The organism is Rhizobium nepotum 39/7 (assembly GCF_000949865.1).
GTDB classification, from domain to species: Bacteria; Pseudomonadota; Alphaproteobacteria; order Rhizobiales; family Rhizobiaceae; genus Agrobacterium; species Agrobacterium nepotum.
On record NZ_JWJH01000034.1, the window covers coordinates 1 to 22,854 of the forward strand.

The 22,854-nt window shown below is 55.3% G+C and carries 20 protein-coding genes, 1 pseudogene and 1 other annotated feature; of the genes and pseudogenes, 14 read left to right on the top strand and 7 right to left on the bottom strand.

Going from position 1 to position 22,854, the window contains the following annotated elements:
- The 4 genes and pseudogenes from RS75_RS25950 to RS75_RS25955 form a co-directional block, all read right to left on the bottom strand.
- Positions 1-817, bottom strand: a pseudogene (locus RS75_RS25950) (IS3 family transposase); the annotation flags it as partial.
- Positions 438-553 (bottom strand) — a sequence feature (AL1L pseudoknot). Its footprint overlaps the pseudogene before it by 116 nt.
- Before the next feature lie 50 nt (positions 818-867).
- Positions 868-1,116 (bottom strand): hypothetical protein, encoded by a 249-nt coding sequence (locus RS75_RS23035; protein WP_045024812.1) that lies wholly within the window; start codon positions 1,114-1,116, stop codon positions 868-870.
- A gap of 194 nt (positions 1,117-1,310) precedes the next feature.
- Positions 1,311-2,570 (bottom strand): NAD(P)/FAD-dependent oxidoreductase, encoded by a 1,260-nt coding sequence (locus tag RS75_RS23040; RefSeq protein ID WP_045024814.1) that lies wholly within the window; start codon positions 2,568-2,570, stop codon positions 1,311-1,313.
- A gap of 191 nt (positions 2,571-2,761) precedes the next feature.
- The gene (locus RS75_RS25955) at positions 2,762-3,025 is read right to left on the bottom strand and encodes a tautomerase family protein (RefSeq protein WP_324607194.1); all 264 of its coding nucleotides are present in this window, start codon (positions 3,023-3,025) and stop codon (positions 2,762-2,764) included.
- A gap of 118 nt (positions 3,026-3,143) precedes the next feature.
- On the opposite strand from RS75_RS25955, the gene RS75_RS23045 reads away from it, so the two are divergent.
- Both RS75_RS23045 and RS75_RS23050 read left to right on the top strand, forming a co-directional pair.
- Positions 3,144-4,148 (top strand): LysR family transcriptional regulator, encoded by a 1,005-nt coding sequence (locus RS75_RS23045; protein WP_045024816.1) that lies wholly within the window; start codon positions 3,144-3,146, stop codon positions 4,146-4,148.
- 108 nt (positions 4,149-4,256) lie between these two features.
- Complete coding sequence (locus RS75_RS23050) at positions 4,257-4,904, top strand: GntR family transcriptional regulator (protein ID WP_267884633.1); 648 nt, start codon at positions 4,257-4,259, stop codon at positions 4,902-4,904.
- Between the two features lie 39 nt (positions 4,905-4,943).
- On the opposite strand, the gene RS75_RS23055 is transcribed toward RS75_RS23050, so the two are convergent.
- Positions 4,944-6,107 (bottom strand): NAD(P)/FAD-dependent oxidoreductase, encoded by a 1,164-nt coding sequence (locus tag RS75_RS23055; protein ID WP_084687180.1) that lies wholly within the window; start codon positions 6,105-6,107, stop codon positions 4,944-4,946.
- 78 nt (positions 6,108-6,185) lie between these two features.
- Positions 6,186-7,565: an NAD(P)/FAD-dependent oxidoreductase gene (locus RS75_RS23060; RefSeq protein ID WP_045024821.1), complete on the bottom strand. Its 1,380-nt coding sequence runs from the start codon at positions 7,563-7,565 to the stop codon at positions 6,186-6,188.
- Positions 7,566-7,677: 112 nt separating this feature from the next.
- Between RS75_RS23060 and RS75_RS23065 the strand changes: the two genes are divergently transcribed.
- The 12 genes from RS75_RS23065 to RS75_RS23120 all read left to right on the top strand — a co-directional run bounded on the left by RS75_RS23065 (position 7,678) and on the right by RS75_RS23120 (position 21,530).
- Positions 7,678-9,111 (top strand): NAD-dependent succinate-semialdehyde dehydrogenase, encoded by a 1,434-nt coding sequence (locus RS75_RS23065; protein ID WP_045024822.1) that lies wholly within the window; start codon positions 7,678-7,680, stop codon positions 9,109-9,111.
- A gap of 200 nt (positions 9,112-9,311) precedes the next feature.
- Positions 9,312-9,965 (top strand): GntR family transcriptional regulator, encoded by a 654-nt coding sequence (locus tag RS75_RS23070; RefSeq protein ID WP_045024823.1) that lies wholly within the window; start codon positions 9,312-9,314, stop codon positions 9,963-9,965.
- Between the two features lie 303 nt (positions 9,966-10,268).
- The gene (locus RS75_RS23075; RefSeq protein ID WP_045024845.1) at positions 10,269-11,894 is read left to right on the top strand and encodes a choline dehydrogenase; all 1,626 of its coding nucleotides are present in this window, start codon (positions 10,269-10,271) and stop codon (positions 11,892-11,894) included.
- A gap of 46 nt (positions 11,895-11,940) precedes the next feature.
- Complete coding sequence (locus RS75_RS23080) at positions 11,941-12,687, top strand: electron transfer flavoprotein subunit beta/FixA family protein (RefSeq protein WP_045024825.1); 747 nt, start codon at positions 11,941-11,943, stop codon at positions 12,685-12,687.
- A 24-nt stretch (positions 12,688-12,711) separates the two neighbouring features.
- Positions 12,712-13,644 (top strand): electron transfer flavoprotein subunit alpha/FixB family protein, encoded by a 933-nt coding sequence (locus RS75_RS23085; protein WP_045024827.1) that lies wholly within the window; start codon positions 12,712-12,714, stop codon positions 13,642-13,644.
- A gap of 3 nt (positions 13,645-13,647) precedes the next feature.
- Entirely contained in the window at positions 13,648-14,658 is a 1,011-nt protein-coding gene (locus RS75_RS23090; RefSeq protein ID WP_045024829.1) for an Ldh family oxidoreductase, read from the top strand.
- A 13-nt stretch (positions 14,659-14,671) separates the two neighbouring features.
- Complete coding sequence (gene proC / locus RS75_RS23095) at positions 14,672-15,481, top strand: pyrroline-5-carboxylate reductase (RefSeq protein ID WP_045024831.1); 810 nt, start codon at positions 14,672-14,674, stop codon at positions 15,479-15,481.
- A gap of 37 nt (positions 15,482-15,518) precedes the next feature.
- A complete protein-coding gene (locus RS75_RS23100) occupies positions 15,519-17,171 on the top strand; it encodes an electron transfer flavoprotein-ubiquinone oxidoreductase (RefSeq protein ID WP_045024833.1) in 1,653 nt (550 codons plus the stop codon).
- Positions 17,172-17,458: 287 nt separating this feature from the next.
- The gene (locus RS75_RS23105; RefSeq protein WP_045024835.1) at positions 17,459-18,493 is read left to right on the top strand and encodes a transporter substrate-binding domain-containing protein; all 1,035 of its coding nucleotides are present in this window, start codon (positions 17,459-17,461) and stop codon (positions 18,491-18,493) included.
- Positions 18,494-18,549: 56 nt separating this feature from the next.
- A complete protein-coding gene (locus RS75_RS23110) occupies positions 18,550-19,722 on the top strand; it encodes an ABC transporter permease subunit (RefSeq protein WP_045024837.1) in 1,173 nt (390 codons plus the stop codon).
- A gap of 4 nt (positions 19,723-19,726) precedes the next feature.
- Positions 19,727-20,773, top strand: a complete 1,047-nt coding sequence (locus RS75_RS23115) for an amino acid ABC transporter permease (RefSeq protein ID WP_045024839.1) — start codon at positions 19,727-19,729, stop codon at positions 20,771-20,773.
- A gap of 10 nt (positions 20,774-20,783) precedes the next feature.
- Complete coding sequence (locus RS75_RS23120; RefSeq protein ID WP_045024840.1) at positions 20,784-21,530, top strand: amino acid ABC transporter ATP-binding protein; 747 nt, start codon at positions 20,784-20,786, stop codon at positions 21,528-21,530.
- Positions 21,531-21,848: 318 nt separating this feature from the next.
- On the opposite strand, the gene RS75_RS23125 is transcribed toward RS75_RS23120, so the two are convergent.
- On the bottom strand, positions 21,849-22,715 hold the full coding sequence (locus RS75_RS23125) for an EamA family transporter (protein ID WP_045024842.1): 867 nt from the start codon (positions 22,713-22,715) through the stop codon (positions 21,849-21,851).
- Positions 22,716-22,854: the final 139 nt, after the last annotated feature.

The following is a 22,854-nucleotide window of genomic DNA, read 5'->3' on the forward strand; positions in this document are numbered from 1 at the left end:
CGCCAGTGGGGTCAACATTCCATGCTTAAACACACGCCGGGCAAAGACGTCAATCACAAAGGCCACGTAGACGAAACCCTGCCAGGTCGCGACATAGGTGAAGTCCGAAATCCACAGCCTGTTTGGTGCTGGGGCTTTGAACTGGCGGTTTACCCGGTCAAGCGGGCTCGCGGCTGCCTTATCCGAGAATGTCGGCGGACCGGCTTTCCCCGAATGATCCCCTGCAGGCTCATCGACCTCATAAGCCGAGCGACCGTGCAGCGGGCGATGTCGTAGCCTTTGCGTTGCAACTGCCGCCAGACTTTACGCACCCCGTAGACCTGGAAGTTCTCATTAAACACCCGGCGTATCTCGATCTTCAGGCCGATATCGCTGCGGGCGCGAACCGACAAGCGGCCCACATCCAAGCGCTTGGCAACGTTCTCGTAGTAGGTTGACGGGGCAATCGGCAAAAGCCTGCAGATCGGCTCGACCCCGAACACGCACGGTGTTCGTCGATGAACGAGATCATCGTTTGAAGGGGCGGTCGAGCTCCGCCATTGCGAAATATGCAGACGCCTTGCGCAAAATCTCGTTGGCCTGACGAAGCTCACGGTTCTCCCGCTCAAGAGCCTTCATCTTCTCGGCGACATCGCTCGGCAGGCCTGCTCGTTTGCCGCTGTCAACCTCGGTCTTCTTCACCCATTCATGCAGCGTGGCTGGCGAGCAACCGATCTTGCCCGCAATAGATGAAGCGGTCGCCCATCGCGACGGGTGCTCCGACTCGTGGTCCACGATTGCGGACTTCAGGTGAAAACTTGTTCATTGTCTTGCTCATATCGGCTCCACTCTCTCAGAAGTTGGAGCCTCCGGCAAACCCGGTGCGGTTCAGATGTCTGAGGCGTTGCGGATGAGCAACAGGTCGCTTCGAGAAGCTATGAATTGCAACCAAGACCCAACTTGCCGGACAGCGAGATCGGGTGTCTCGCTAATGGCGACCGTCGGGGCAACGCAGGTTGCTCTGCCGGCGAGAAACATATCCAGGTAGCTTTTGTCCTGAAGAAGTGGTGAGATCGCATCAACAATTAAAGCATCGTTGTGAATGACGCTTGTCATTTCAGAATTAGATTGAAACATTTATTGGTTTTCCGGAGCTGGATATAGAGTGTCTCCGTTCTATTCCGCGCTCTTGGTACGGTCTAATAGCGATGTAAGGCGCATTATCGCGCCACAAAATCGATCGGCTCCTCACGAGTGAGGTAGGTTCGCGGGAATACATTTCGCTCGAATCGCGACTTTACGTGGTGATGCGATGCCGTGTTGCGACCGTATTACACGAAACGTTCTATACTGAATGGAATGGCTTCGGTCGGGGTCAGATCAGTTGAAGACATATCCCCGATCAATCGCGCAGTCGTTGCCGCAAGGGTCAGTCCAAGATGGCCGTGGCCGAAGGCAAAGTAAACGTTTGGATGGTGCCCAGATCGGGAGATGATTGGCTTTGAATCTGGCATCGACGGGCGGAACCCCATCCATTCACGGCCATTTTCGAGATTGAGACGCGGAAGAGCGGACTTGCCGTGAGACAAAAGTGCTTTGGCGCGACTAAAGTTTGCGGGTGCCTTCAAGCCAGCTAATTCCACCGCGCCGCCGATTCTCAGTCCCATTTCCATTGGGGTGATAACTGCGCTGCGCTCTACCAAGAAAATGGGCCGCGTCACCGATACAGCCGGTGATGGAATGGTGGTATTATATCCTCGCTCGGTATCTAGCGGAACCTTATAGCCGAGTTTGCTGGATATCGTTCCGGACCACGCTCCAGCGGCGAGAACAACGCCTTTGGTTTCCACGGTCTGTCCGTTGTCGAGAAAAACCTGTGAGATCCTGCCATCCCGGAAGCCAAAATCTTTGGCATTCGCCTTAAGGATAGCGCCTCCATTGCGCTTGAATTCTAGCGCGAGTTCCTGGACCAATTTCTTGGGATTGATGGAGTGCCTCACGCCAGGAACATGCACACCGGCAAAGAAACCAGGATTCAGCTCGGGCTCAAGTTCCAGCAGCTCGTTGCGGGTCAGTCGAGTATAGGAGATGCCGTGTTGTGTGCGGACGGACCATTCATGCGCACTCTCTTTGTAACCGCGTTCCGTATGGTAGGCGAAGAGAAAGCCCTCGTGCTTGAACAGATATTCTGTGCCCGTCCTTTTCGCGACGACCTGATGATCCGACCAACTGTGGCCGAGCAACGCAGCAAGTTCGCCGGTTATTTTCTCGGACGGCCGGCGGCGACCTGCTAACAAAAATTGCCAAAGCCATGGGGAAAGCTGAGGGAGATAGCCCCACCGTATTGACAGAGGACCAAGGGGGTCCGCCAGCATCTTCGGTACTGACCAGATCAGACCAGGCAGAGATATGGGGAATATCTCAGCGACGGCAATGCAGCCAGCGTTCCCTTCCGACGTCGCGGTTCCCGGTTCCTTGCTGTCTACTACTGAGACCGAAAAACCACGCGTCTGCAACTCTAGGGCGCATTGGATCCCAATGATACCAGCGCCTATGACCACGATGTGCTGATGGCTGGAGATCGGGCTCATATCAATCCTCGTATATTGCGTTAAATACCTTCTGGAAGAAGGATGACCGGTTACCGGACATCGATCCCGACCTCGACATCAAGGCAACTTCAACACTGTTTGCTGGATCGTGGCGATCGCGATGCGTTTCGCATCGAGCGACTTCCACGCCTCATCCAAGACCGATCAACAGCTCTGTTTCCAGCTACGTCTTAAGTGTCAGCTTCATTGACCTGTGAAAGAAGTCTGCCGGAGAACGCCCAGTTGTCAGCGGAGACGTCGCTGAAAACGATGCTCACTGATTCCGGTGAACAGCCACAATGTTCAACTAGTGCATTTGTGATCGCGGCGGCTGTCTCTTGTTTTTGATCTACGGTCCGGCCGGCGGAGAGATCAACTTTTACCCATGGCATCTTGTGTTTTGTCCTTTGTCCTTTGTCCGTCAGCGGTCTCTGAGAGGCCGGCGGCGCAAAAATTGGTCGAAGCGATCGATCCGAGTCGCAATACGCATTGTATCCTCATTATCATGATTGTATAACATATGAACTGATGACATACATACTGAAAAATTCCACGCGCATCGCAAATTTCTGAGTGTGGAGCGAACAAGGACACAATGCGGCGGGATATTTTCAGTTCAGAGAGTTGGAAGGATTTATCGGTGGATTTCCCAGGTTTGGTCGGGAAAATGCGCGTAAACGCTGGATCGGTTTAGTGAACAATAGGTTCCAATCCTATCCAACGTTGCTCGATCTTGAGAGCCTAGCCAGCTTTTGTGCCATAGCTGAGCACGGAACTTTTGCTGCTGCAGCCGACGCGATGGATTGCTCACCATCTACACTGACGCACCGGATTAAGAAGTTGGAAGGCGCACTCGGTGTCACACTCGTATATAGAACCCGCCCTGCAGCGACGATATCTCGCGAAGGGAAAATCCTGCTCGAATATGCGCACTCGATGCTCTCTTTGTCCGACGAGATAATTCTCCGGGTACAAATCCAGGTGCCACCTGTGGCGATCGCAACTGTCACGTTGGGTGCTACGACCGATCTCACCGAGGGATCTCTCATCAAGATTCTAAATACAATCCAGCAACGCCGACCCGACATTTTAGTCAATGTCGAAGAGGGCCTCGCCGCGGATCTGATCAATCGACATGATCAGGGACAGCTCAATCTGGTGATGTTTACCTCGCCTGGCGGAGAGAATGGGCACCGTGGCGAGGTTGTTGGTTCCGACCCTTACGTCTGGACGGAAGCTGTGAATGGCGAGGCAAGAAAGTTCAAACCACTACGAGTCGCTCTGGGTGCGGAGAACTCGGTGATCGGAGCTTGCGTTTCCAAGAGCCTGAGCGAGCAGAACGTTCACCATCGTATTGTGCTTTCCAGTGATTCTTCAACGCTTCGTCGGGCCTGCGTGATCGCTGACGCTGCGGTTTCACCACTACCTCGATCTAGTCTCACAGCAGCGACAGCGATTGTCGCTGGAGGCAGGAACCTTCCAGCACTTCCAGTGGCAAAGATATGCCTTCTTCAGGAAAAGGCAGGGCATGAGGCCGCAAAGGCGGTAGGCGCTGCACTGAAGGTCGGGTTTCGGTGAAAGAGAAATCGTGTGTCTGCATGCTGCGCAGTTTATTCGCGAGGTTGACAGTTTATACAAAGACCTTGCATTTAATACGGCGATCAGAACGTGAGAATTTCTATGGCCATGCAAACTGAACAACTACGTAGGTCAGCGCCCGAATTAGTCCGGGATGGCCTCCGTGACGCTATATTGAACGGCGACTACGAGGAGGGGCAGCAGCTCCGTCAGGATGAGCTCGCTGAACTTTACGGCACATCTCGAATTCCCGTCCGGGAAGCACTGCGCCAGCTGGAGAGCGAAGGCCTAGTTGAAATTCACGCAAACAAGGGTGCTATCGTCAAGGGGGTCTCCGCCGACGAGGTCCTTGAGATGCTCGATATCAGAATTGCGCTTGAATGCCGTGCATTGAAGCTTGCAATACCCAACATGGCCTTTGAAGACCTAAAGCTGGCTGAAGAAATCCTCGCCGAGTATGACAACGCTCTGGATCCTGCTGCATGGGGAGAGATGAATTGGCGTTTTCATTGGTCGCTTTACTGCCCCTGCAATCGTCCGAAGCTTTTGGGAATGATCGAAGCCAACTACGGACATGTCAGCCGGTTCACCCGCAGACAGGTCTCCCTGGCTACAGGAAAAGCAAAACCACAGCAGGAGCATAACGAACTTCTTCAGCTGTGCCGCGAAGGCAATGTCGACGCTGCCGTTGTATTGCTGGAGAAGCATATAGAGCAGACACAAAAATCTCTGCGCGCGGCAACTCGTCGGCGTTGACCTTAAGCGGCGACCCGTTGGAGCCGCCGCCCAATTTCGTCAAATGATCCCACGTTCTGGCAGGGGCTTGCCATCGAGAAGCCTCTGCCACCCGAACCTCGTCAGGTCGATCGTCTCGTATCTTCCCTTCAATAGAAGTTCGGCCATAGCCAATCCGCAGCCGGGTGCATGCATCAGGCCGTGACCTGAGAAACCGGCCAGCATATGGAAATTTGTCAGTCCATCCGCACCAGGTCCGATGATGACGTTGCCGTCGAAATCATTCTGATCGTAAAGGCCAGGCAGAGTATTCTTGCATTTGGTCTTCTCAAATTGCGGGAAACGATGCGCAAGCGCCGGCCATACGACATTTTCGAAGTAGTCGTGATCGATCTCGAAATTGTAGCCGCGCGGCTCGGCTAGTGTCGGCACGCCGCCGGAGTAACCCTTACCTTCCGGTCGAAAAGCAAGCCGCTCTGGATCTTTCAGATAAGGCAGGGGCTCAATCGGGTCTTCAGATTCGAAATAGTGTTCGAAGCGCCGAAGTGGCTCGATTGGCGCCTTGAAGCCAAGCATCTCGCAAATGTCCTTCGCCCACGCGCCGGCCGCGTTTACGAAATGATCGCCCTCGATCGTTTCGCCGGACTTCAGCTTGACACTGCGAACCTTAGTGCCGTCGCGTGCCAGCCCCACAACTTCATCTGCCATGAACTCGGCGCCAAGCGCGCGCGCTTTCTTTCGGAAGCCCATCAGCACGCTGTGCGGGTCCAGCCAGCCGTCATCTGGTGAATACACAGCGGCACCAAGATCTTCGACGTTCATGGAGGGAAACTTATGCTTGAGCTCGTCCGGGGTCAGCCAGACAACGTTGCAACCCATGCTGAGCTCAGTGTCATAGTTCTGCTTGAGCATATCAATGCTGCCCGGCGGAACGATAAAGAGATACCCGTTTTTCTTCAGACCGATGTCCGCAGCGACGCCGTCCAGCGCCATCGTCTCGGCAAAATTGTCGAAAAATGGGATGCTATAGTTGGAGAGCGCGATGTTCTCTGGCAGCGAGAACAGTCGGCGCACGCCCCCGGAGGCGCGGGGTGTCGAAGCAATGTTGTAGGTAGGATCCCGTTCGATCACAGTGACCGAAACGCTGGCATCCATCATTTTGAGGTAGTAGGCGACAGCAGCACCAATCGCGCCGCCTCCGATCACAACGATATCCGTCTTCAATTTCGTCTCCTTGACAGTTATTCGCGGGAAGCGACTGCAAACGCTCCCCATTGGTTGCCCCGAGTGAGGGATTTGTTTCTAGAGATGGCCCCGACTGCCCTGAGCTTTCAACTCGGCCATGAGGACAGGATCGTGGTGGCGTGCTGGGGCTAGCATCTCTGCATAAGTGGCTGTGGGTTTCCCGCCGATCCAATCCGCGCAAAGTTCGCCTGTTGCGCAGGCAGCCATAGTGCCAAATCCAGATAGAGCGCCTGCGACGAACACGCCCGGTGTCGTCGTGGGACCGATGAGCGGCCAGTTTTCTTCGGTCGTCGTGTAGTAGCCACCATAGTGACGCGCGCCGCGAGGGAGCTTGCCTATGTAGTTCGCAAGGCCGGGTTGCAAGCGGCTCGCCGCGCGCAAGACGATATCGGGAAACTGTTCATCGATGGGCTCCAACGAGTGCGGATCGGATGACGCGCTATTGAAAGCCCAGCCTAACTTGATCCATTTCCCGCTCTCCGCTCCGTCCGGCCGACAGTGGATTCCTCCCTGCATATACTCCGTCAGCTTTGCCGTCAGTGGATCTTCGCAAAGAATCTCCCGCTCTTCATCAGTCCATGCCAATCTTTGGCCATCAAGATCAATGGTGAAGGGAAGGTCGCGTGGCACGATGCCGTCGCGATCTTCGAAGGCGATTTTCTGCTGATAGATGCAGGATGTGCCCAGAGTTTCTCCGAGCATCTCGGCGATATCGTTTACAAAGGGGCCGGCAGCATTGACAATCCGATTTGCCCTGACCTCGGACTGGCCCTCTGCGGTTTTGACGGTCAAGACGAACTGTGACGCTTTCTCGATCGCTATCACGTCTCCGCGGAGAAGGCGGCCTCCATTGTCTTTAATGATTTCGAGCATGTACTGGCCAAGTTGCTGCCCGCTGATGGATCCAGCACGACGGACGTGAAGGACCGTGGCGACGTCGGTTTCAAAAGCCGGGAACATTTTGCGAATAAGGTCTTTATCGCACAGTACATCTACACCGGCCGGCTCATCTTCCCATCCTGCCGATTGTGCGGGGCTGTAACTTGGATGTGGGCCGGCGCCTTCATGAATGCGGATCAGTTTCTCAGCATCGGCTCCGTAACCCACATAGAGGTCTTCGATTAGATCTTGAGGTTTCGCTCGTCGGGTTACCAAGGCATAACCGCAGCGAGTCATTTGTATTCGATTGCCAGTTTTGCTGGCGATGTCTTCAAGCAGCCGAATACTATCGTTGGTGAAAGCGGTCATCACTCGATGTGGCCACCAGTTCCGGTAGTTTTCACCAGACTGGGCCGATGTCAGACTCATCGGGTCTCGAGGATCGATGATTACGATGTCCCGAAATCCATACTTGGCGTTGAGATAGTATGCGACAGCGATACCAACGTTGCCCGCGCCGATTACGGCAATCTCGGCGGATGATTTAGAGGCAATCATTCTCGCTACTCCGTCATTATGCGAAACTTAGAGATTGCATACATTATCGTATGTATTTATACAATCTATCCAGATAAAAAGTTTGTGCGATCCAATCTGATAGGAGCGTTTGATGTACGCGGAAAAGCTTGAGTTGTTGATTGATGGCGTCTGGATGCAGGGGGCCGCCGGAGCAACAAGCCCTCTCGTCAATCCTGCGGACGGAACTGAGATTGCGAGGGTGCCTCGGGCTGAGAAGGAAGACCTGGATAACGCATTGTCTGCTGCTGATCGCGCCTTCAGACTTTGGAAGACAACGACAGCCGCCTATCGATGGGAGATCCTTAGCAAGGCTGCCGATCTCATTGAAACGCGCAAAGCTGAAATCGCTCAGACACTCACGATCGAGAATGGCAAATCTCTGGTCGAAGCTGCCGGCGAGATACAGTTCTGTGCTGACGCGACTCGTTGGTATGCGGAGGAGGCAAAGCGTGCTTACGGTCGCATTATCCCCGCCCGTGCGTCAGGCGTTCGGCAGCTAGTGCTTAAAGAGCCTGTTGGCCCGGCATTGGGTTTCGCGGCCTGGAACTTTCCCGCTGGCAATGTCACGCTCAAAATCGCGGCAGCCCTCGCGGCTGGATGCAGCATCATCGTCAAGCCCAGTGACGAAACACCTGGTACTGCTGTTGCGATTGGTCGATGCTTTCAAGACGCAGGAGTTCCGGCAGGAGCACTGAATATCGTCTTCGGACCGTCCGCGCCGATTTCGGAGCATCTGATCGCCTCGCCGATCCCTAAAAAAGTGTCGTTGACCGGGTCAACCCCTGTCGGAAAACTGCTTCAGCGCCTGGCTTCTGAAACCCTCAAGCGCTGTACAATGGAATTGGGCGGTCATGCTCCGGTGATCGTCTTCGAAGATGCCGACCTGGACAAGGCGCTCGATACACTCGTTGCGTCAAAATTTAGGAATGCCGGCCAGGTTTGCACCTCGCCGACGCGCTTCTACATCCATGAAAATATCTACGAGCGTTTCGTTGAAGGTTTTGTGGAGCGCAGCCGTAGGGTTGTCGTCGGTAACGGACTTGATGCCGGCACACAAATGGGGCCCTTGATCACTCAGAGGCGCCTCGACCTCATGGATAGTTACGTGCAGGACGCAGTGAAGAAAGGTGCTTCCATCGCGCTGGGCGGCGAACGTTTGGAAGGGAAGGGCTTCTTTTATGCACCAACAGTTCTCCGCGATGTGTCGGATGATGCCCAGGTGATGAAGGAAGAGCCGTTTGGGCCACTTGCACTGCTGGCGTCATTCAAATCGCTTGGGGAAGTAGTAGCGCGAGCCAATTCATTGCCATTTGGCCTTGCAGCGTACCTGTTCACCGCAAACCTGGGAACTGCTGCTGACGTTGGGGAAGTGCTTGAAGCTGGCGTCGTTGGGGTAAATCACACCTCCGTTCACGAAGCCGAAACACCTTTCGGTGGTGTCAACGAGTCTGGCTATGGGGCCGAGAGCGGCATGGAAGGACTAGACGCATACATGCGCACGAAGATGATCAGCGAGAAGCGCTGATAGTTCGGTTGTTGAGGTTGTAGCGACCTCAACAGACGCCACTTAGCCGACGAGCTTTTTCGCATCTTGGTCTCGGTGGGCTATACGCACATGGCAGTCATGGGATCGCACCTTGTAGAAGGGCGGTCCCATGACCTCGTTCATTGCATAAATTTTTGCTGTATATTATTAGAAAATTACAACAATGCATAAGGTGCAGCTTGGAAAAGATTGAAGTTCAGCGACGTTCGGCCCCCGAACTTGTGCGCGATGGCCTACGGGAAGCAATCCTGGGAGGTGCGATAGCCGAGGGAGCGCAGCTGCGACAAGACCAACTGGCCGAGCAATACGGCACTAGCCGCATACCTGTCAGAGAAGCGCTTCGGCAATTGGAGGCGGAAGGCCTGGTCAAGATCGAGCCAAATCGAGGGGCGGTAGTCGTTAGCCTTTCCATTGAGGACGTTCTAGATATGCTCGATATCCGTATTGCGCTTGAATGCTATGCACTGCGGCTCGCCATTCCTCAAATGGCAGAAGAGGATCTACAGCTCTCCCGCGCGATTCTGGAGGACTACAATCGTGAGCCTGATCCGGAAAGGTGGGGTTCAATGAATTGGCAATTCCACTCCGCAATGTACGCCCCGTGTCATCGTCCAAGACTGTTGGGGGCGATCGAAGCAAACTATGGCCACGTAAATCGCTATGTGAGAACACAGGTCTCCCTTGCCGCAGGCAAAGAGCGTCCACGACAGGAGCACGAGTTGTTGCTTTCGTACTGTCAAAACGGCGACGTGGACCGTGCAGCTGAACTCCTTCAGACCCATATTGATCAAACAAAGAAGTCGGTTCAGGCAAGCCGTCGTCATAGGATCTAAAAGATCCGAGTTTCTCGATTTGCGCTCCTCGCCATACTTTCTGACCGGTCTGGCACGGGCGCATACGCTCTATGGGGTCGTCTCCGGTCAACGACATGGTGGAATCCTTTAAATTACGGCATGACGATTTAGTTTGACAATTTTATCCAAAGATCTAAAATCGTATCCAATTAGTGGATAGCTCGTGCATAGATGCGTGCCACCCGCGACGAGTGACTAGCAAATCGAGTGTGCAACGCTTCATCACGCTGATCACGGCTCGCTAGCATTTGGGGCTTGTCCAGAACATAAGGGGTCGGATTGTTGAACTACGACTATATCATTGTAGGTGCTGGGTCCGCCGGTTGCATTCTGGCCGCGCGACTAAGCGAAGACCCTGCGATCAAGGTTCTGCTTATCGAAGCCGGCGGATCCGATCGAAGCCTCATTATTAACATGCCCGCAGCTTTGCCGTTCGTGTATCAGAACGAGAAGCTCGGGTGGGGATATCAGTCTGGTCCGGAACCGCAACTGAATGGGCGCACGATCGACGAAAAACGTGGGCGGGTCATCGGTGGTTCCTCTTCGATCAATGCGATGATCTACAATCGTGGTAACCCGCTCGATTTCGACGGGTGGGCTGAGAGCGGTCTGTCGGAATGGAGTTTTGCGCATTGCCTGCCCTATTTCCGTCGGATGGAGACATTTGATGGCGGCGCTGACGAATGGCGTGGTGGCGATGGCCCGATGTTTATCTCGCGCTGCAAGGCCGAACATAAACTCTACGACGCCTTTCTACGGGGCGGAGAGCAGGCTGGCTTTGCGATAACTGCCGACCACAATGGCTTTCAGCAGGAGGGCCTGCATGTCGCCCAATCCTTTATCCGAGACGGTCAGAGATGGTCCACTGCCAAAGGCTATCTGCGTCCCGCAGAGGGCAGGCCAAACCTCACTGTGACACCAAATACGCTCGTCAATAAAATTGTGATCGAAAACGGCGTCGCGGTCGGAGTCGAGATTGTTTCGCGGGGGGGGCGCCGTGTCGTACGCTGCGAGCGGGAAGTCATTCTCTCCGCGGGTGCTTTTAACACACCGCAGCTCCTGATGCTTTCAGGTGTCGGAGATCCGGACGAACTGCGCCTGCACGGCATTGATCTCAAGGCGGAAGCGCGTCAGGTCGGGCGCAATCTTGAAAATCATCCGGGTGTCAACCTTCAGTATTCCACGAACTATGAAGACTCTTTGGTATCGGAGCTTAACCTGTTCGGCCAGGCGAAGTTGGGAGCACAATGGCTTCTGACCAAGAAGGGGTTGGGGGCAACGAATTTCTTCGAGACAGGGGCCTTCCTGCGTACCCGCGACAACGTCTCATTTCCGAACATGCAGTTCGAGTTCCTGCCTCTGACGCGGTATCTTAAGAACGGCAAACTCGTCGCTATACCAGGCTTCCAGTTTTGGATGGATCTTTCCCGCCCCGAAAGCCGAGGGTCGGTGACCTTGAGGTCAGCCAACCCCGCGGATGCGCCGTCCATCGTGTTTAACCACCTTGGGTCACGCCAGGATCTTAAGGATCTTGTCGACGGTATCCGGCTCGCTCGAAATCTCATTCAGCAGCCGGCGTGGGATAAGTTCAGAGGCAAAGAACTTGCGCCAGGTCTCGATACGCAAAGTGACGTCGACCTGGAGCGTTTCGTGAAAGCAAATCTGGGAACGTCCTATCATCCTGCAGGTACATGCCGAATGGGCGCCGACAGCGAAGCAGTCGTCGATAGCGAAGCGCGAGTTAAGGCTGTTCGCGGCATGCGTATTGTCGACGCCTCCATCATGCCGCGTGTTGTTACCGCCAACTTGAGTGCCGCAATCATGATGATGGCAGAGAAGCTGTCCGACCGAATTCTTGGCAAAACGCCTTTGGCGCCGTCGCAAGCGGGTTATTTCCGGGCGCTATGAATCTCCCGTCATTCATGCCAATCAGAAAGCTTTAGGAACGCCGTTGATGAAGATCTTGGTACCAGTAAAACGAGTGGTTGATTACAACGTAAAGATCCGAGTGAAGCCCGACGGAACAGGCGTTGATTTAGCCAATGTCAAAATGTCGATGAATCCCTTCGATGAAATTTCGGTGGAAGAGGCGCTTCGCTTGAAAGAAGGCGGCAAGGCCGCGGAAGTGGTCGTCGTTTCGATCGGTCCCGCCAAGGCAGAGGACACACTGCGCATGGCGCTGGCCATGGGCGCCGATCGCGCCATCCTGGTCGAGACCGACGATGCCGTCGAGCCGCTCGCCGTCGCCAAGATCCTGAAGGGCATCGTCGATGCCGAACAGCCCGGTCTCGTCATCGTCGGCAAGCAGGCGATCGACGACGACAGCAACCAGACCGGCCAGATGCTGGCGGCTCTGATGGGTTCGGCGCAGGCCACCTTCGCCTCGAAGATCGAGCTCTCCGCCGACAAGGCGACCGTCACCCGCGAAGTCGATGGCGGCCTGCAGACGATCGAGGTCAAGCTTCCCGCCGTCGTCACCTCTGACCTGCGCCTCAACGAGCCGCGCTACGCCTCTCTGCCGAATATCATGAAGGCGAAGAAGAAGCCGCTCGACAAGAAGACTCCGGCGGATTTCGGCGTCTCCACCACGCCGAAGCTCAAGGTTCTGAAGACCGAGGAGCCATCCGGCCGCAAGGCAGGCGTCAAGGTCGCATCCGTCGCCGAGCTCGTCGAAAAGCTCAAGTCCACTGGCGTCCTCTAAGGGTCGAGAAAGGAATAAATCATCATGGCAATTCTTCTTCTGGTTGATCACGACAAAGCCAGCCTTTCCGACCAGACTGCGAGGGCATTGACCGCCGCGCTTCAGATCAATTCGGAAGTACATGTCCTAGTAGCGGGCTCAGATGCCAGACCTGCAGCGGATGCCGCCGCTGCTTTGGCAGGGGTTTCGAAGGTTCTACTCGCCGAATGTGCAGCGCTGGAGAACAATCTGGCTGAGCCACTTGCAGAGCTGATTGTCTCTCTCTCGGCCCAATACGATGCCATTGCCGCCGCGGCCACATCGGTCGGCAAGAACGTGATGCCGCGCGTCGCCGCCTTACTGGACGTGATGCAGGTTTCAGAGATCATAGAAGTCGTATCTGCTGACACCTTCAAGCGCCCGATCTACGCCGGTAACGCGATACAAACAGTTCAGGCAACCGGTGAAAAATTGGTTCTTACAGTTAGAACAGCAGCATTTTCCCCAGCCTCCCAAGGCTCACTTGCAGCCGTCGAGGATATCTCGACGGCAGCTCTTTCTTCTTCGCTATCGGATTTTGTCTCAGACTCTTTGGTGAGTTCTGACCGCCCGGATCTGGCCTCGGCTAAGATCATCATTTCCGGTGGTCGCGCTCTGGGCTCCTCGGAGAAGTTCCAGGAAGTCATTTTGCCTGTTGCAGACGCGCTTGGCGCAGCAGTGGGCGCCTCGCGTGCCGCGGTGGATGCCGGCTATGCGCCGAACGACTGGCAGGTCGGGCAGACAGGAAAGGTAGTTGCACCCGATCTCTACATAGCCTGCGGTATCTCTGGCGCTATCCAGCACCTCGCCGGTATGAAGGATTCAAAGGTTATCGTCGCGATCAACAACGACAGCGAAGCGCCAATCTTCCAGATTGCAGACTATGGGCTGGTGGGAGATCTCTTTGAGGCTCTGCCAGAGCTGGCAAGGGCAATTTAAACAATGCTTGTCGATCTCACTATGAAGCAAGTCGTGGACATGCTGAAGAAAGTCCTTGTGAAAGCAGGGTATTCCGAGGCCTGCGCGGAGATTCTCGCCGGCAATTGTGCAACAGCTCATCGTGACGGAAGCGAAAGTCACGGGCTGTTCAGGGTCAATGACTATCTTGCAACAATCAGAAGTGGCTATGTCAATGGCGACCCGAAACCCACGGCCCTCGACGTGGCGCCAGGCTTCCTCCGAGTAGATGCTGACAATGGCTTTGCACAGGTTGCGATCGCTTCAGCAGCCGAAGCGTTGATGCGCAAGGCAAAGAAGAACGGAATCGCGGTTCTCGCCGTGCGAAACTCGCATCACCTCGGCGCGCTTTATCTCGACGTAGAGCGATTTGCCGAACAGGGTTTTGTTGCTCTTGCGTTGGTCAACAGTATTGCGGTCGTTGCACCGCCTAGCGGCAAGTCACCGGTCTATGGCACCAACCCGCTGGCCTTCGCGGCGCCGCGTGCCAAAGGGCCGCCGCTCGTCTTCGATCAAGCTTCGTCTACTATGGCGCACGGTGACGTTCAGGTAGCTGCGCGCCAAGGGAGATTGCTCCCTGACAACACGGGGATCGATAACAAGGGGAATCCGACTGGGAGTCCACATGCGATCTTAAATGGTGGCGCGTTGTCGACGTTCGGGGGACATAAAGGCGCGTCGATTGCATTGATGATCGAAATCCTCTGCGCGGGCCTCGTTGGCGCGGACTTTTCCTATGAAGTGAGCTGGGCAGAGACACCCGGCGCGAGAACTGCGCGCACGGGCGAGACGATTATCGTCATCGATCCGCGCAAGGGCGCCGAAGACGGGCCTTCGCTCGGTCAGCGCGTTGAAGAACTCATCGGCGCTCTCATCACAGCAGGGCAAGCGCGTATTCCTGGTGACCGGCGTATTCAATCCCGAGAAGCTCTGGGGAACAGAATTCAGGTTGAAAAAGACTTGTGGCAGAGCCTCTCGTCACTCGCTGCCGCGTAGGGGGGAACGTAAAATGTCACGCATTCTATTAGTCGGTGCTGGGAATATGGGCTTCGCTATGCTCAGCACATGGTCGAAGATCGCGGATCACTTTCTGACAGTTATCGAGCCCAACGATTCCTTGAGAGAGAGAGCGGCGAGCCTTGGCGTGAAAACCCATCGATCGCCCGACGAGCTGGCTGCCGACGCGGTCATCGACGTCCTGGTGATAGCGACGAAGCCACAGGTGGTTGGAGAGATCGTCGCCCGCTACGAGGCGCATCTGGCTCCTGACGCGCTCTTGATTTCTGTAGCTGCAGGTGTTGGTCTCGGTGCCATGGCCGCTTGCGCTACTCGCGCCTTCGCTATTGTTCGCGCCATGCCAAATACCCCCGCTTCGATTGGCGAAGGCATGATTGTGTGTTGTCCAAATACTCAGGCAGACACAACGGATTTCAAGGACATTGCCCGACATCTTTTGTCTCCCATCGGCCGTGTCGCGTTCGTCGAAGACGAGGCGTTGATGGATGCGGTGACGGCTGTGTCCGGCTCCGGGCCTGCTTATATCTTCCATTTTATTGAAGCCCTCGCATTGGCTGGTGTGAAAGCCGGACTACCGCGTGACCTTGCCATGCTACTGGCGAAGCAGACGGTTTACGGCTCGGCCAAACTCGCAATCGAGAGTGAAACCGATCCATCGGCGTTGCGCCAACAAGTGACGAGCCCGAACGGAACCACGGCAGCAGCGCTCTGCGTGCTGATGGCAGAAACAGGAGGCTTGGTTAGCCTGATGACAGCAGCGATCGAGGCGGCAACTAAGCGGTCGATCGAACTTGGCCGATAGGCGAATTGGTGAAATTGGAAAACGATAGGCGTTGAGAATGGACTTTCCCGACCGGGAATCGATGGAATTCGATGTTGTGATTGTTGGCGCCGGGCCGGCTGGCCTGGCCGCCGCAATCAGGCTGAAGCAGGTCAATCCTGATCTGTCGGTCGTCGTTCTCGAAAAGGCGGCCGAGGTTGGCGCGCATATCCTGTCGGGTGCAGTCGTCGATCCGTCCGGCATCGACGCGCTTCTGCCGGGCTGGCGCGAGGAGGGGGAGCATCCCTTCAAAACCAAGGTGACCAACGACCAGTTCCTGTTGCTGGGGCCGGCCGGCTCTGTTCGCCTTCCAAATTTTGCCATGCCGCCGCTGATGAACAATCACGGCAATTACATCGTCTCGCTCGGCAATGTCTGTCGCTGGCTGGCGGAGAGGGCGGAAGCACTCGGCGTCGAGATTTATCCAGGCTTTGCCGCAACCGAAGTGCTCTATGACGACAACGGTGCGGTTCGCGGCGTCGCCACCGGCGACATGGGCATCGAGCGCAATGGCGAGCCGGGCCCGGCCTATACACGCGGCATGGCGCTTCTGGGCAAATACACGCTGATCGGCGAAGGCGTGCGCGGTTCGCTCGCCAAGCAGCTGATCGCGAAATTCGACCTCTCCAAGGATCGCGAACCGCAGAAATTCGGCATCGGGCTGAAGGAACTCTGGCAGGTGAAGCCGGAAAACCATCATCAGGGCCTGGTGCAGCATTCGTTCGGCTGGCCGCTCGGCATGAAGACCGGCGGCGGCTCCTTCCTCTACCATCTCGAAGACAATATGGTGGCGGTCGGTTTCGTCGTGCATCTCAACTACAAGAACCCCTATCTCCTCCCCTTCGAGGAGTTCCAGCGGTTCAAGACCCATCCGGCGATCAAGGGCACGTTCGAAGGGGGCAAGCGCCTCTCCTACGGCGCCCGGGCGATCACCGAGGGCGGTTACCAGTCGGTGCCGAAACTCTCCTTCCCGGGTGGGGCGCTGATCGGCTGTTCGGCAGGTTTCGTCAACGTGCCGCGCATCAAAGGCAGCCACAATGCGGTGCTTTCAGGCATGCTGGCGGCCGACAAGATTGCGCAAGCGATCGCCGATGGTCGCGCTAATGACGAGCCAATCGAGATCGAAAACGAATGGCGCAACACGGCAATCGGCCTCGACCTGAAGCGCGTGCGCAACGTCAAGCCGCTCTGGTCGAAGCTCGGCACGGTTCTTGGCGTGGCGCTCGGCGGCCTCGACATGTGGACCAACCAGCTGTTTGGCTTCTCCTTCTTCCGCACGCTCGGCCACGGCAAGACCGACGCGCAGAGCCTCGAGCCCGCCGCCAAGCACAAGAAGATCGACTATCCGAAGCCGGACGGGGTGCTGACGTTCGACCGCCTGTCGTCGGTCTTCCTCTCCAACACCAACCATGAGGAAGATCAGCCGGTCCATCTCAAGGTCAAGGACATGGAGTTGCAGAAGGGCTCCGAACGCGACATCTATGCCGGCCCCTCGACCCGCTACTGTCCGGCCGGAGTCTATGAATGGGCGGAAAAGGATGGCGAGGATGTCTTCGTCATCAACGCCCAGAACTGCGTCCACTGCAAGACCTGCGACATCAAGGATCCTAACCAGAACATCAACTGGGTGCCGCCACAAGGCGGCGAGGGGCCGGTCTATCCGAATATGTAGATCAGTGGTTTTGGGCGCTTCCCGATAGGTTCGGAGCGCTCGTCAGGTGAAATACACGAACAGAGTTCTAACCCGGGTCGCTCAGCCGACTACGGAAGGTCAAGTTGTACCATCAGTTAAGGTGCGCGCAGACCGCCAGACGAGCTCGTCCCTGCTCTGGTGTCACCGAAATTGCCATGATTTTGGGGTTTGGATAAAATATCGCCCGTTTGGATATTATACTATATTGACGTTTTGTATCTTTGGTGCGCAGATATTATTGGGAACAAGCAACTGGAGATACAAAAATGAAGCGTATAATTATGATGGCCGCAGCCCTCGCACTCGTTAGCGGTAGTGCTGCGACAACCGCCATGGCTCAAGAGCGCAAGCTCGATGTCGTGAAAAGCCGCGGGTCACTTAAATGCTCCGGCCACAACGGCAGCTTCCTCGGCTTTGCTGAAGTTGACGACAAGGGGCAATGGAAAGGCTTGGACATCGAGCTATGCCGGGCCCTTTCAGCCGGCATCTTCGGCAAGTCCGAAGGACATCTTGAAATCGTCCCGATCGATTGGGCACAGCGCTGGCCGGCTCTTCAATCGGGTGACATCGATGTCGTGATCAAGGTTTCTGGTTGGACCCAGAGCCGCGACACCGAGCTCAATCTGTCGTTCTCGCAGCCCTACTTTGTAGGCACATTCAGCGTAATGGCTCACAAGGAAACTGATGCAAAATCTCTAACCGATCTCAAGGGCGGCGTAGTCTGCGCCCAAGCCGGCAGCTCGAACGAGCGCATTTTGGCGAGTGCGATCAAGAAACTCAATGTCGATGCCCAGGTAATCACGTTTGGAAAAACCGAAGAGCTTCGTGCCGCATATTATGACGGCAGATGCGACGCGATCCTCGAATGGACGCCGAGCCTCGGCATTTGGCGTGCAGAAGGACCGAACCCGCAGGATCAGGTTTTCCTGTCCGACACGCTTTCCATGGAAGCCGAGAGCATCGTCGTTACGGAAGCCGATCCAAAGTGGTTGGATGTCCAGAACTGGATGATTTCGTCGCTTCTCTTCGCTGAAGAGCAGGGAATTACCAAGGCCAATATCGACGAATTTAAAGCAAAGCCGACCAGCCCTGAAATCGAAAAGTTTCTCGGCGTGACCCCCGGCTACGGCAAGCGTCTGGGCCTTTCGGACGACTGGGCCTACAACATGATCAAAGAGGTCGGCAACTACGCCGAGATCTACGATCGGACACTTGGCAAGGACTCGGCTTACAAGCTCGAGCGCGGCAAGAATGCTCTCTACCGCGATGGTGGCGTGCTTTATCCACTCACAATCGACTGATCGAAATGAAGGCATTGCGGCTTTGCCGCAATGCCTACTGCCTGTGAGTGGAACGTATGGTTACGAAGATTCTAAAAAATAGACGGGTTCGGAATAATCTGCTTCAGAGCGCGTTTCTGCTAGCGATACTGGCGGTGATTGCCGCTATGATTCTAACGGCCCGGTCTAATTTGGCTGCGCAGGGCATGAGCCTAGGGTTCGGCTTTCTTGAGCAATCCACTGGCTGGAATATCGGATTCTCTCTCATTTCGTACAGCGCAAGCGACCCGTACTGGCGCGCTCTCTGGATAGGCTTTCTGAACACCGTGTTCCTAGGTTCGGTAGCCATCCCATTGGCGGCGTTGATCGGATTGATCGTGGCAGTCATGAGAATCTCTGGTCAACCGGTTTTGCGGATGGTCGGTGCCACGTATGTCGAGATCTTTCGGAACATCCCTCTGCTGCTGCAACTGATGTTTTGGTATTCGATACTGAAAGTGCTGCCGGCGCCGAAAGCGGCAATATCCCTTGGCGATGCCGTATTCTTAAGTGGCCGAGGTATCGCGATACCGTGGATTGGAGCACCGACTTGGGCCGTGTTCGCCTCTATTGCAGTCGGCCTCGTCCTCCTGGCAGGGTTTATGGTGATGAAGATAGATACGCGTGTGCGACGCAAGCCGGATTCATTTCTGAGGCCGCTGAAGCTTGCAATGTACACCTCGAGCTTCGTTTTAATTGCTTCACTACTTTGGTTTTCGCGCGAAGCTACGCAACCGTTCGCGTCTTTGCCTGTCTTGGCAGGCCTACGGTTCCAAGGCGGTCTTACCATACCACCAGAATTAGCCGCGTGCCTGATCGCAATTGCAATCTATGGCGCTGCGTTCATTGCTGAAATTTTGAGGGCAGGTTTCAAATCAGTTCCTTCAGGACAGATCGAGGCCAGTTACGCGCTGGGCCTGTCAAGCTTGCAAGTATTCAGTCGCGTAAGGTTTCCGCTGGCCGTCCGGTCGGTGATGCCAATACTGACAAACCAGATGATTTGGCTAACCAAGGCCAGTACGCTTGGAATAGCTATCGGTTTCTCCGATCTCTACATGACCACGTCCACGTCGATCGTGCAATCGGGGCACACCCTCGAGCTCGTTGGAATTCTGATGGTTGGCTTCGTCACCATCAACTACATGCTGGCTTTTGGTCTGAATACTATCAACTCGGCAATTCGCCTCAAAGGCAGTCAGTTGAGAGGGTAAAACTATGGTCAAATCATCTTTTGTCAGCCGCTTTGCGCCGTCGCCAATCTCAGGAGCCCTTGGTCTTCTTTTCCTTATTGCCTCTGGCTGGGTAGTCTGGAATGTCGTTGACTGGGCGATTATCCGAGCAGTTTTCGACGTCGCCGGGCGTTCGATGTGCCATGCTCCGGAGGCGGGTGCCTGTTGGTCCGTTGTCGCGAATAGATGGCGCCTGATTTTGTTTGGGCTCTATCCGTTCGATGAACAATGGCGATCTGCTGTGGCATGTGCGATTATGGTCGCGGTCATTGTCTGTTCGTGCTCTCCATGGTTTTGGACTGCACTGCGTCTCGCAACGCTCTGGGTCATTGGATTCCTCTCATTCTACATGATCATGCGTGGCGGCTTCTTCGGCATGTCGCTTGTCTTCCCACAGCAGTGGGGCGGGTTGTCGCTAACGCTTTACGTGTTTGCCTCGATTGTCATTCTCGGGATGCCCTTGGCGGTAATTTTCGCGCTACTTCGGAAGTCGTCGCTACCTCTCGTCTCGAGAACAATGATCGTGATAATCGATACCGTTCGGGGCTTGCCTCTGCTGGCAGTGGTTTTCACGTTTGCAGTAGTATTGCCTTTCGCACTTCCGTCCTGGGCGGCCGGCGACAAGTTATACAGAATGATAGCGGGCTTCACGCTTTTCTTCGCTTGTTACCAAGCAGAGGTTTTGCGCGGTGGCATGCAGGCAATACCTGCGGGCCAGGAAGAAGCCGCTAAGGCGCTGGGGTTGGGTTACTGGCATCGTGTTGCTTACATTATCCTGCCGCAGGCTTTTCGAAATGCACTCCCTCCGACCATCAGCCAGTGTGTGACGACCTTAAAGGACACGACGCTCATCGTTATCGTTGGCTTCTTTGAGATACTCGGCTCGGGTGGCGCCGCGTTTGGTACCGCCGAATGGCAATTCGCCTACAAGGAAGTCTACGTATTCGTTGGCCTCGTGTTCTTCGCGTTTACGTTTTCCCTGTCTCGCTATGGCGCTTATCTTGAACGCCGGCTTGCTGCCCGGTCGCACTGAGGAATTAACTATGTCTAACGCTGAATTAGCTATCTCGATCACGGGAATGAGCAAGTATTACGGAACCTTTCAAGCTCTGAAGGACATAGACTTCACCGTCCGAAAAGGTGAAAAGATAGTGCTTTGCGGTCCTTCTGGTTCAGGCAAATCCACACTCATCCGGTGTGTTAACCGGCTCGAGGAGCATCAAACCGGCTCGATTAATGTTTTCGGTACGGAACTCAACGACGATCTTGATAGCGTCGATGAGATCCGGCGCGAAACGGGAATGGTGTTCCAGCATTTCAACCTTTTCCCTCACATGACGGTTCTCGAAAATTGTACGCTCGCGCCGAGGCTTGTGCGGAAGCAGGCCAGAGCTGACGCTGAGATGCAAGCGATGCAGTTTCTGGAGAAAGTGAAAATTCCAGAGCAGGCTCATAAGTTTCCGGGTGAGCTTTCCGGGGGACAACAGCAACGTGTGGCAATAGCTCGAGCGCTTTGCATGCGACCTAAAATCATGCTGTTCGATGAGCCAACCAGTGCTCTGGATCCGGAAATGATTTCCGAGGTACTGGACGTGATGGTAACCCTTGCCCGCGAAGGTATGACGATGGTGTGCGTCACTCATGAGATGGGGTTCGCGCGGGCTGTCGCAGACCGAGTTGTTTTCATGGCAAATGGCGAGATTGTCGAAGAGGGGCCACCGGTCACGTTTTTCGACCAGCCGAAACACGACAGAACGCGTGCATTCTTGAGCCAAATCCTGGGTCATTGATTAAAGAGAGAGGGCGCAGCGTGTCCTCATCGAGATATTCTGCCGCCGATGTTGCTGGACTATGCTGGCGTGACTTGCCGTTGGCGAGGGATCGGCCGATCCCTCTTGTCCCATTGCTCCGACCGTTTGAACACTAAGCAGATCCAACAAACATTGTATCTCAGACGAAGCTTTGGCTTTGCCTGACTCGCGCTGTCCCCCTGTCAGGTTTTGCGATCCTGATAAAATGACGTAGCCTTTTAGAGCGCGTCTATCAAAAGCGTGCGGGCCCCACGGCCGTGAGATCATTACCGCTGCAGGACCATAAATTCGCTATCGTCAGACGGGATCGGCATAAGCTTTCACTGGAGCGGATGATAGCGCGCAGCCGGCGGAGGCGGCGATGATCAGCGTCACGGCAATCCACTGGGTTGGGGTCAAAGTCTCGCCAAGTAAGATGGCAGCGACAGCGGCGGCTATTGCGGGGGCGCCACTAAGAAGGAGTCCGACCAGCTTTTGAGGCAAACGGCCAAACGCCATCATCTCCAGGAGGTAGGGTATCGTGCTCGAGATTACAGCTACGACCAGACCAAGTCCGATGATCGCCCATGAGTAATTTGATGGAGATGAATTGAAGAGCCCAAACGGAACGGCAATAAGCGCAGCGACCATCATGCCAAGAGAAACCGCTCTGCCGGCGCCAATCGGAGCTACCTTCTGACCCAGCACGATGTAGATACCCCAACAGAAGGCTGCGCCTGCGGCGAGTAGCAAGCCGATTGGATCGAGTGTGCTTTCCTGCCTTAACGGAAGCAATATTATCAAACCGAATATCGCTAAGAGTACCCAGAGGAAGTCCAACTTCCGTCGTGACCCGGCCAAGGCAACCGAGATGGGGCCGAGCACTTCGATTGCGGTTGCGATACCTATAGGTAGCCTAGCGAAGGCTTGAAATATCATAATGTTCATCAGGGCGAGCGCCACACCGTAGGCTGTCAGCTTTGCGCCCATCATCATTGAGGTTCGTGTTCTCCATGGACGTGTGATCAGCCATAGGATCATAGCGGAAAAGCCGACGCGAAGTGCCGTCATCCCTTCGGCGCCGATGATTGGAAAGGTAGACTTGGCGACTGTTGCCCCAATCGAAGAAGACACCAGAGCCGCAATGATAGAGGCGGCGGGGAACAAAACACGGTTGCTATGCAATTGGATATTCCATGGCTGGGCTGCAAAATTGACGCACTTGGCCTATAGCGGACCTCCGTTGACGGATCTGCTCGATGCTTACTAATATTTCGGCCAAGTGTCGGATTGTGTTTAAGCATGGAATGTTGACCCCACTGGC

Coding starts and splice junctions, on each gene's coding strand:
- proC (WP_045024831.1), top strand. CDS start 14,672: ATGTCACGCATTCTATTAGTCGGTGCTGGGAATATGGGCTTCGCTATG.
- RS75_RS23110 (WP_045024837.1), top strand. CDS start 18,550: ATGGTTACGAAGATTCTAAAAAATAGACGGGTTCGGAATAATCTGCTT.
- RS75_RS23100 (WP_045024833.1), top strand. CDS start 15,519: ATGGACTTTCCCGACCGGGAATCGATGGAATTCGATGTTGTGATTGTT.
- RS75_RS23035 (WP_045024812.1), bottom strand. CDS start 1,116: ATGTTTCAATCTAATTCTGAAATGACAAGCGTCATTCACAACGATGCT.
- RS75_RS23040 (WP_045024814.1), bottom strand. CDS start 2,570: ATGAGCCCGATCTCCAGCCATCAGCACATCGTGGTCATAGGCGCTGGT.
- RS75_RS23120 (WP_045024840.1), top strand. CDS start 20,784: ATGTCTAACGCTGAATTAGCTATCTCGATCACGGGAATGAGCAAGTAT.
- RS75_RS23050 (WP_267884633.1), top strand. CDS start 4,257: ATGCAAACTGAACAACTACGTAGGTCAGCGCCCGAATTAGTCCGGGAT.
- RS75_RS23105 (WP_045024835.1), top strand. CDS start 17,459: ATGAAGCGTATAATTATGATGGCCGCAGCCCTCGCACTCGTTAGCGGT.
- RS75_RS23080 (WP_045024825.1), top strand. CDS start 11,941: ATGAAGATCTTGGTACCAGTAAAACGAGTGGTTGATTACAACGTAAAG.
- RS75_RS23065 (WP_045024822.1), top strand. CDS start 7,678: ATGTACGCGGAAAAGCTTGAGTTGTTGATTGATGGCGTCTGGATGCAG.
- RS75_RS23090 (WP_045024829.1), top strand. CDS start 13,648: ATGCTTGTCGATCTCACTATGAAGCAAGTCGTGGACATGCTGAAGAAA.
- RS75_RS23060 (WP_045024821.1), bottom strand. CDS start 7,565: ATGATTGCCTCTAAATCATCCGCCGAGATTGCCGTAATCGGCGCGGGC.
- RS75_RS23115 (WP_045024839.1), top strand. CDS start 19,727: ATGGTCAAATCATCTTTTGTCAGCCGCTTTGCGCCGTCGCCAATCTCA.
- RS75_RS23085 (WP_045024827.1), top strand. CDS start 12,712: ATGGCAATTCTTCTTCTGGTTGATCACGACAAAGCCAGCCTTTCCGAC.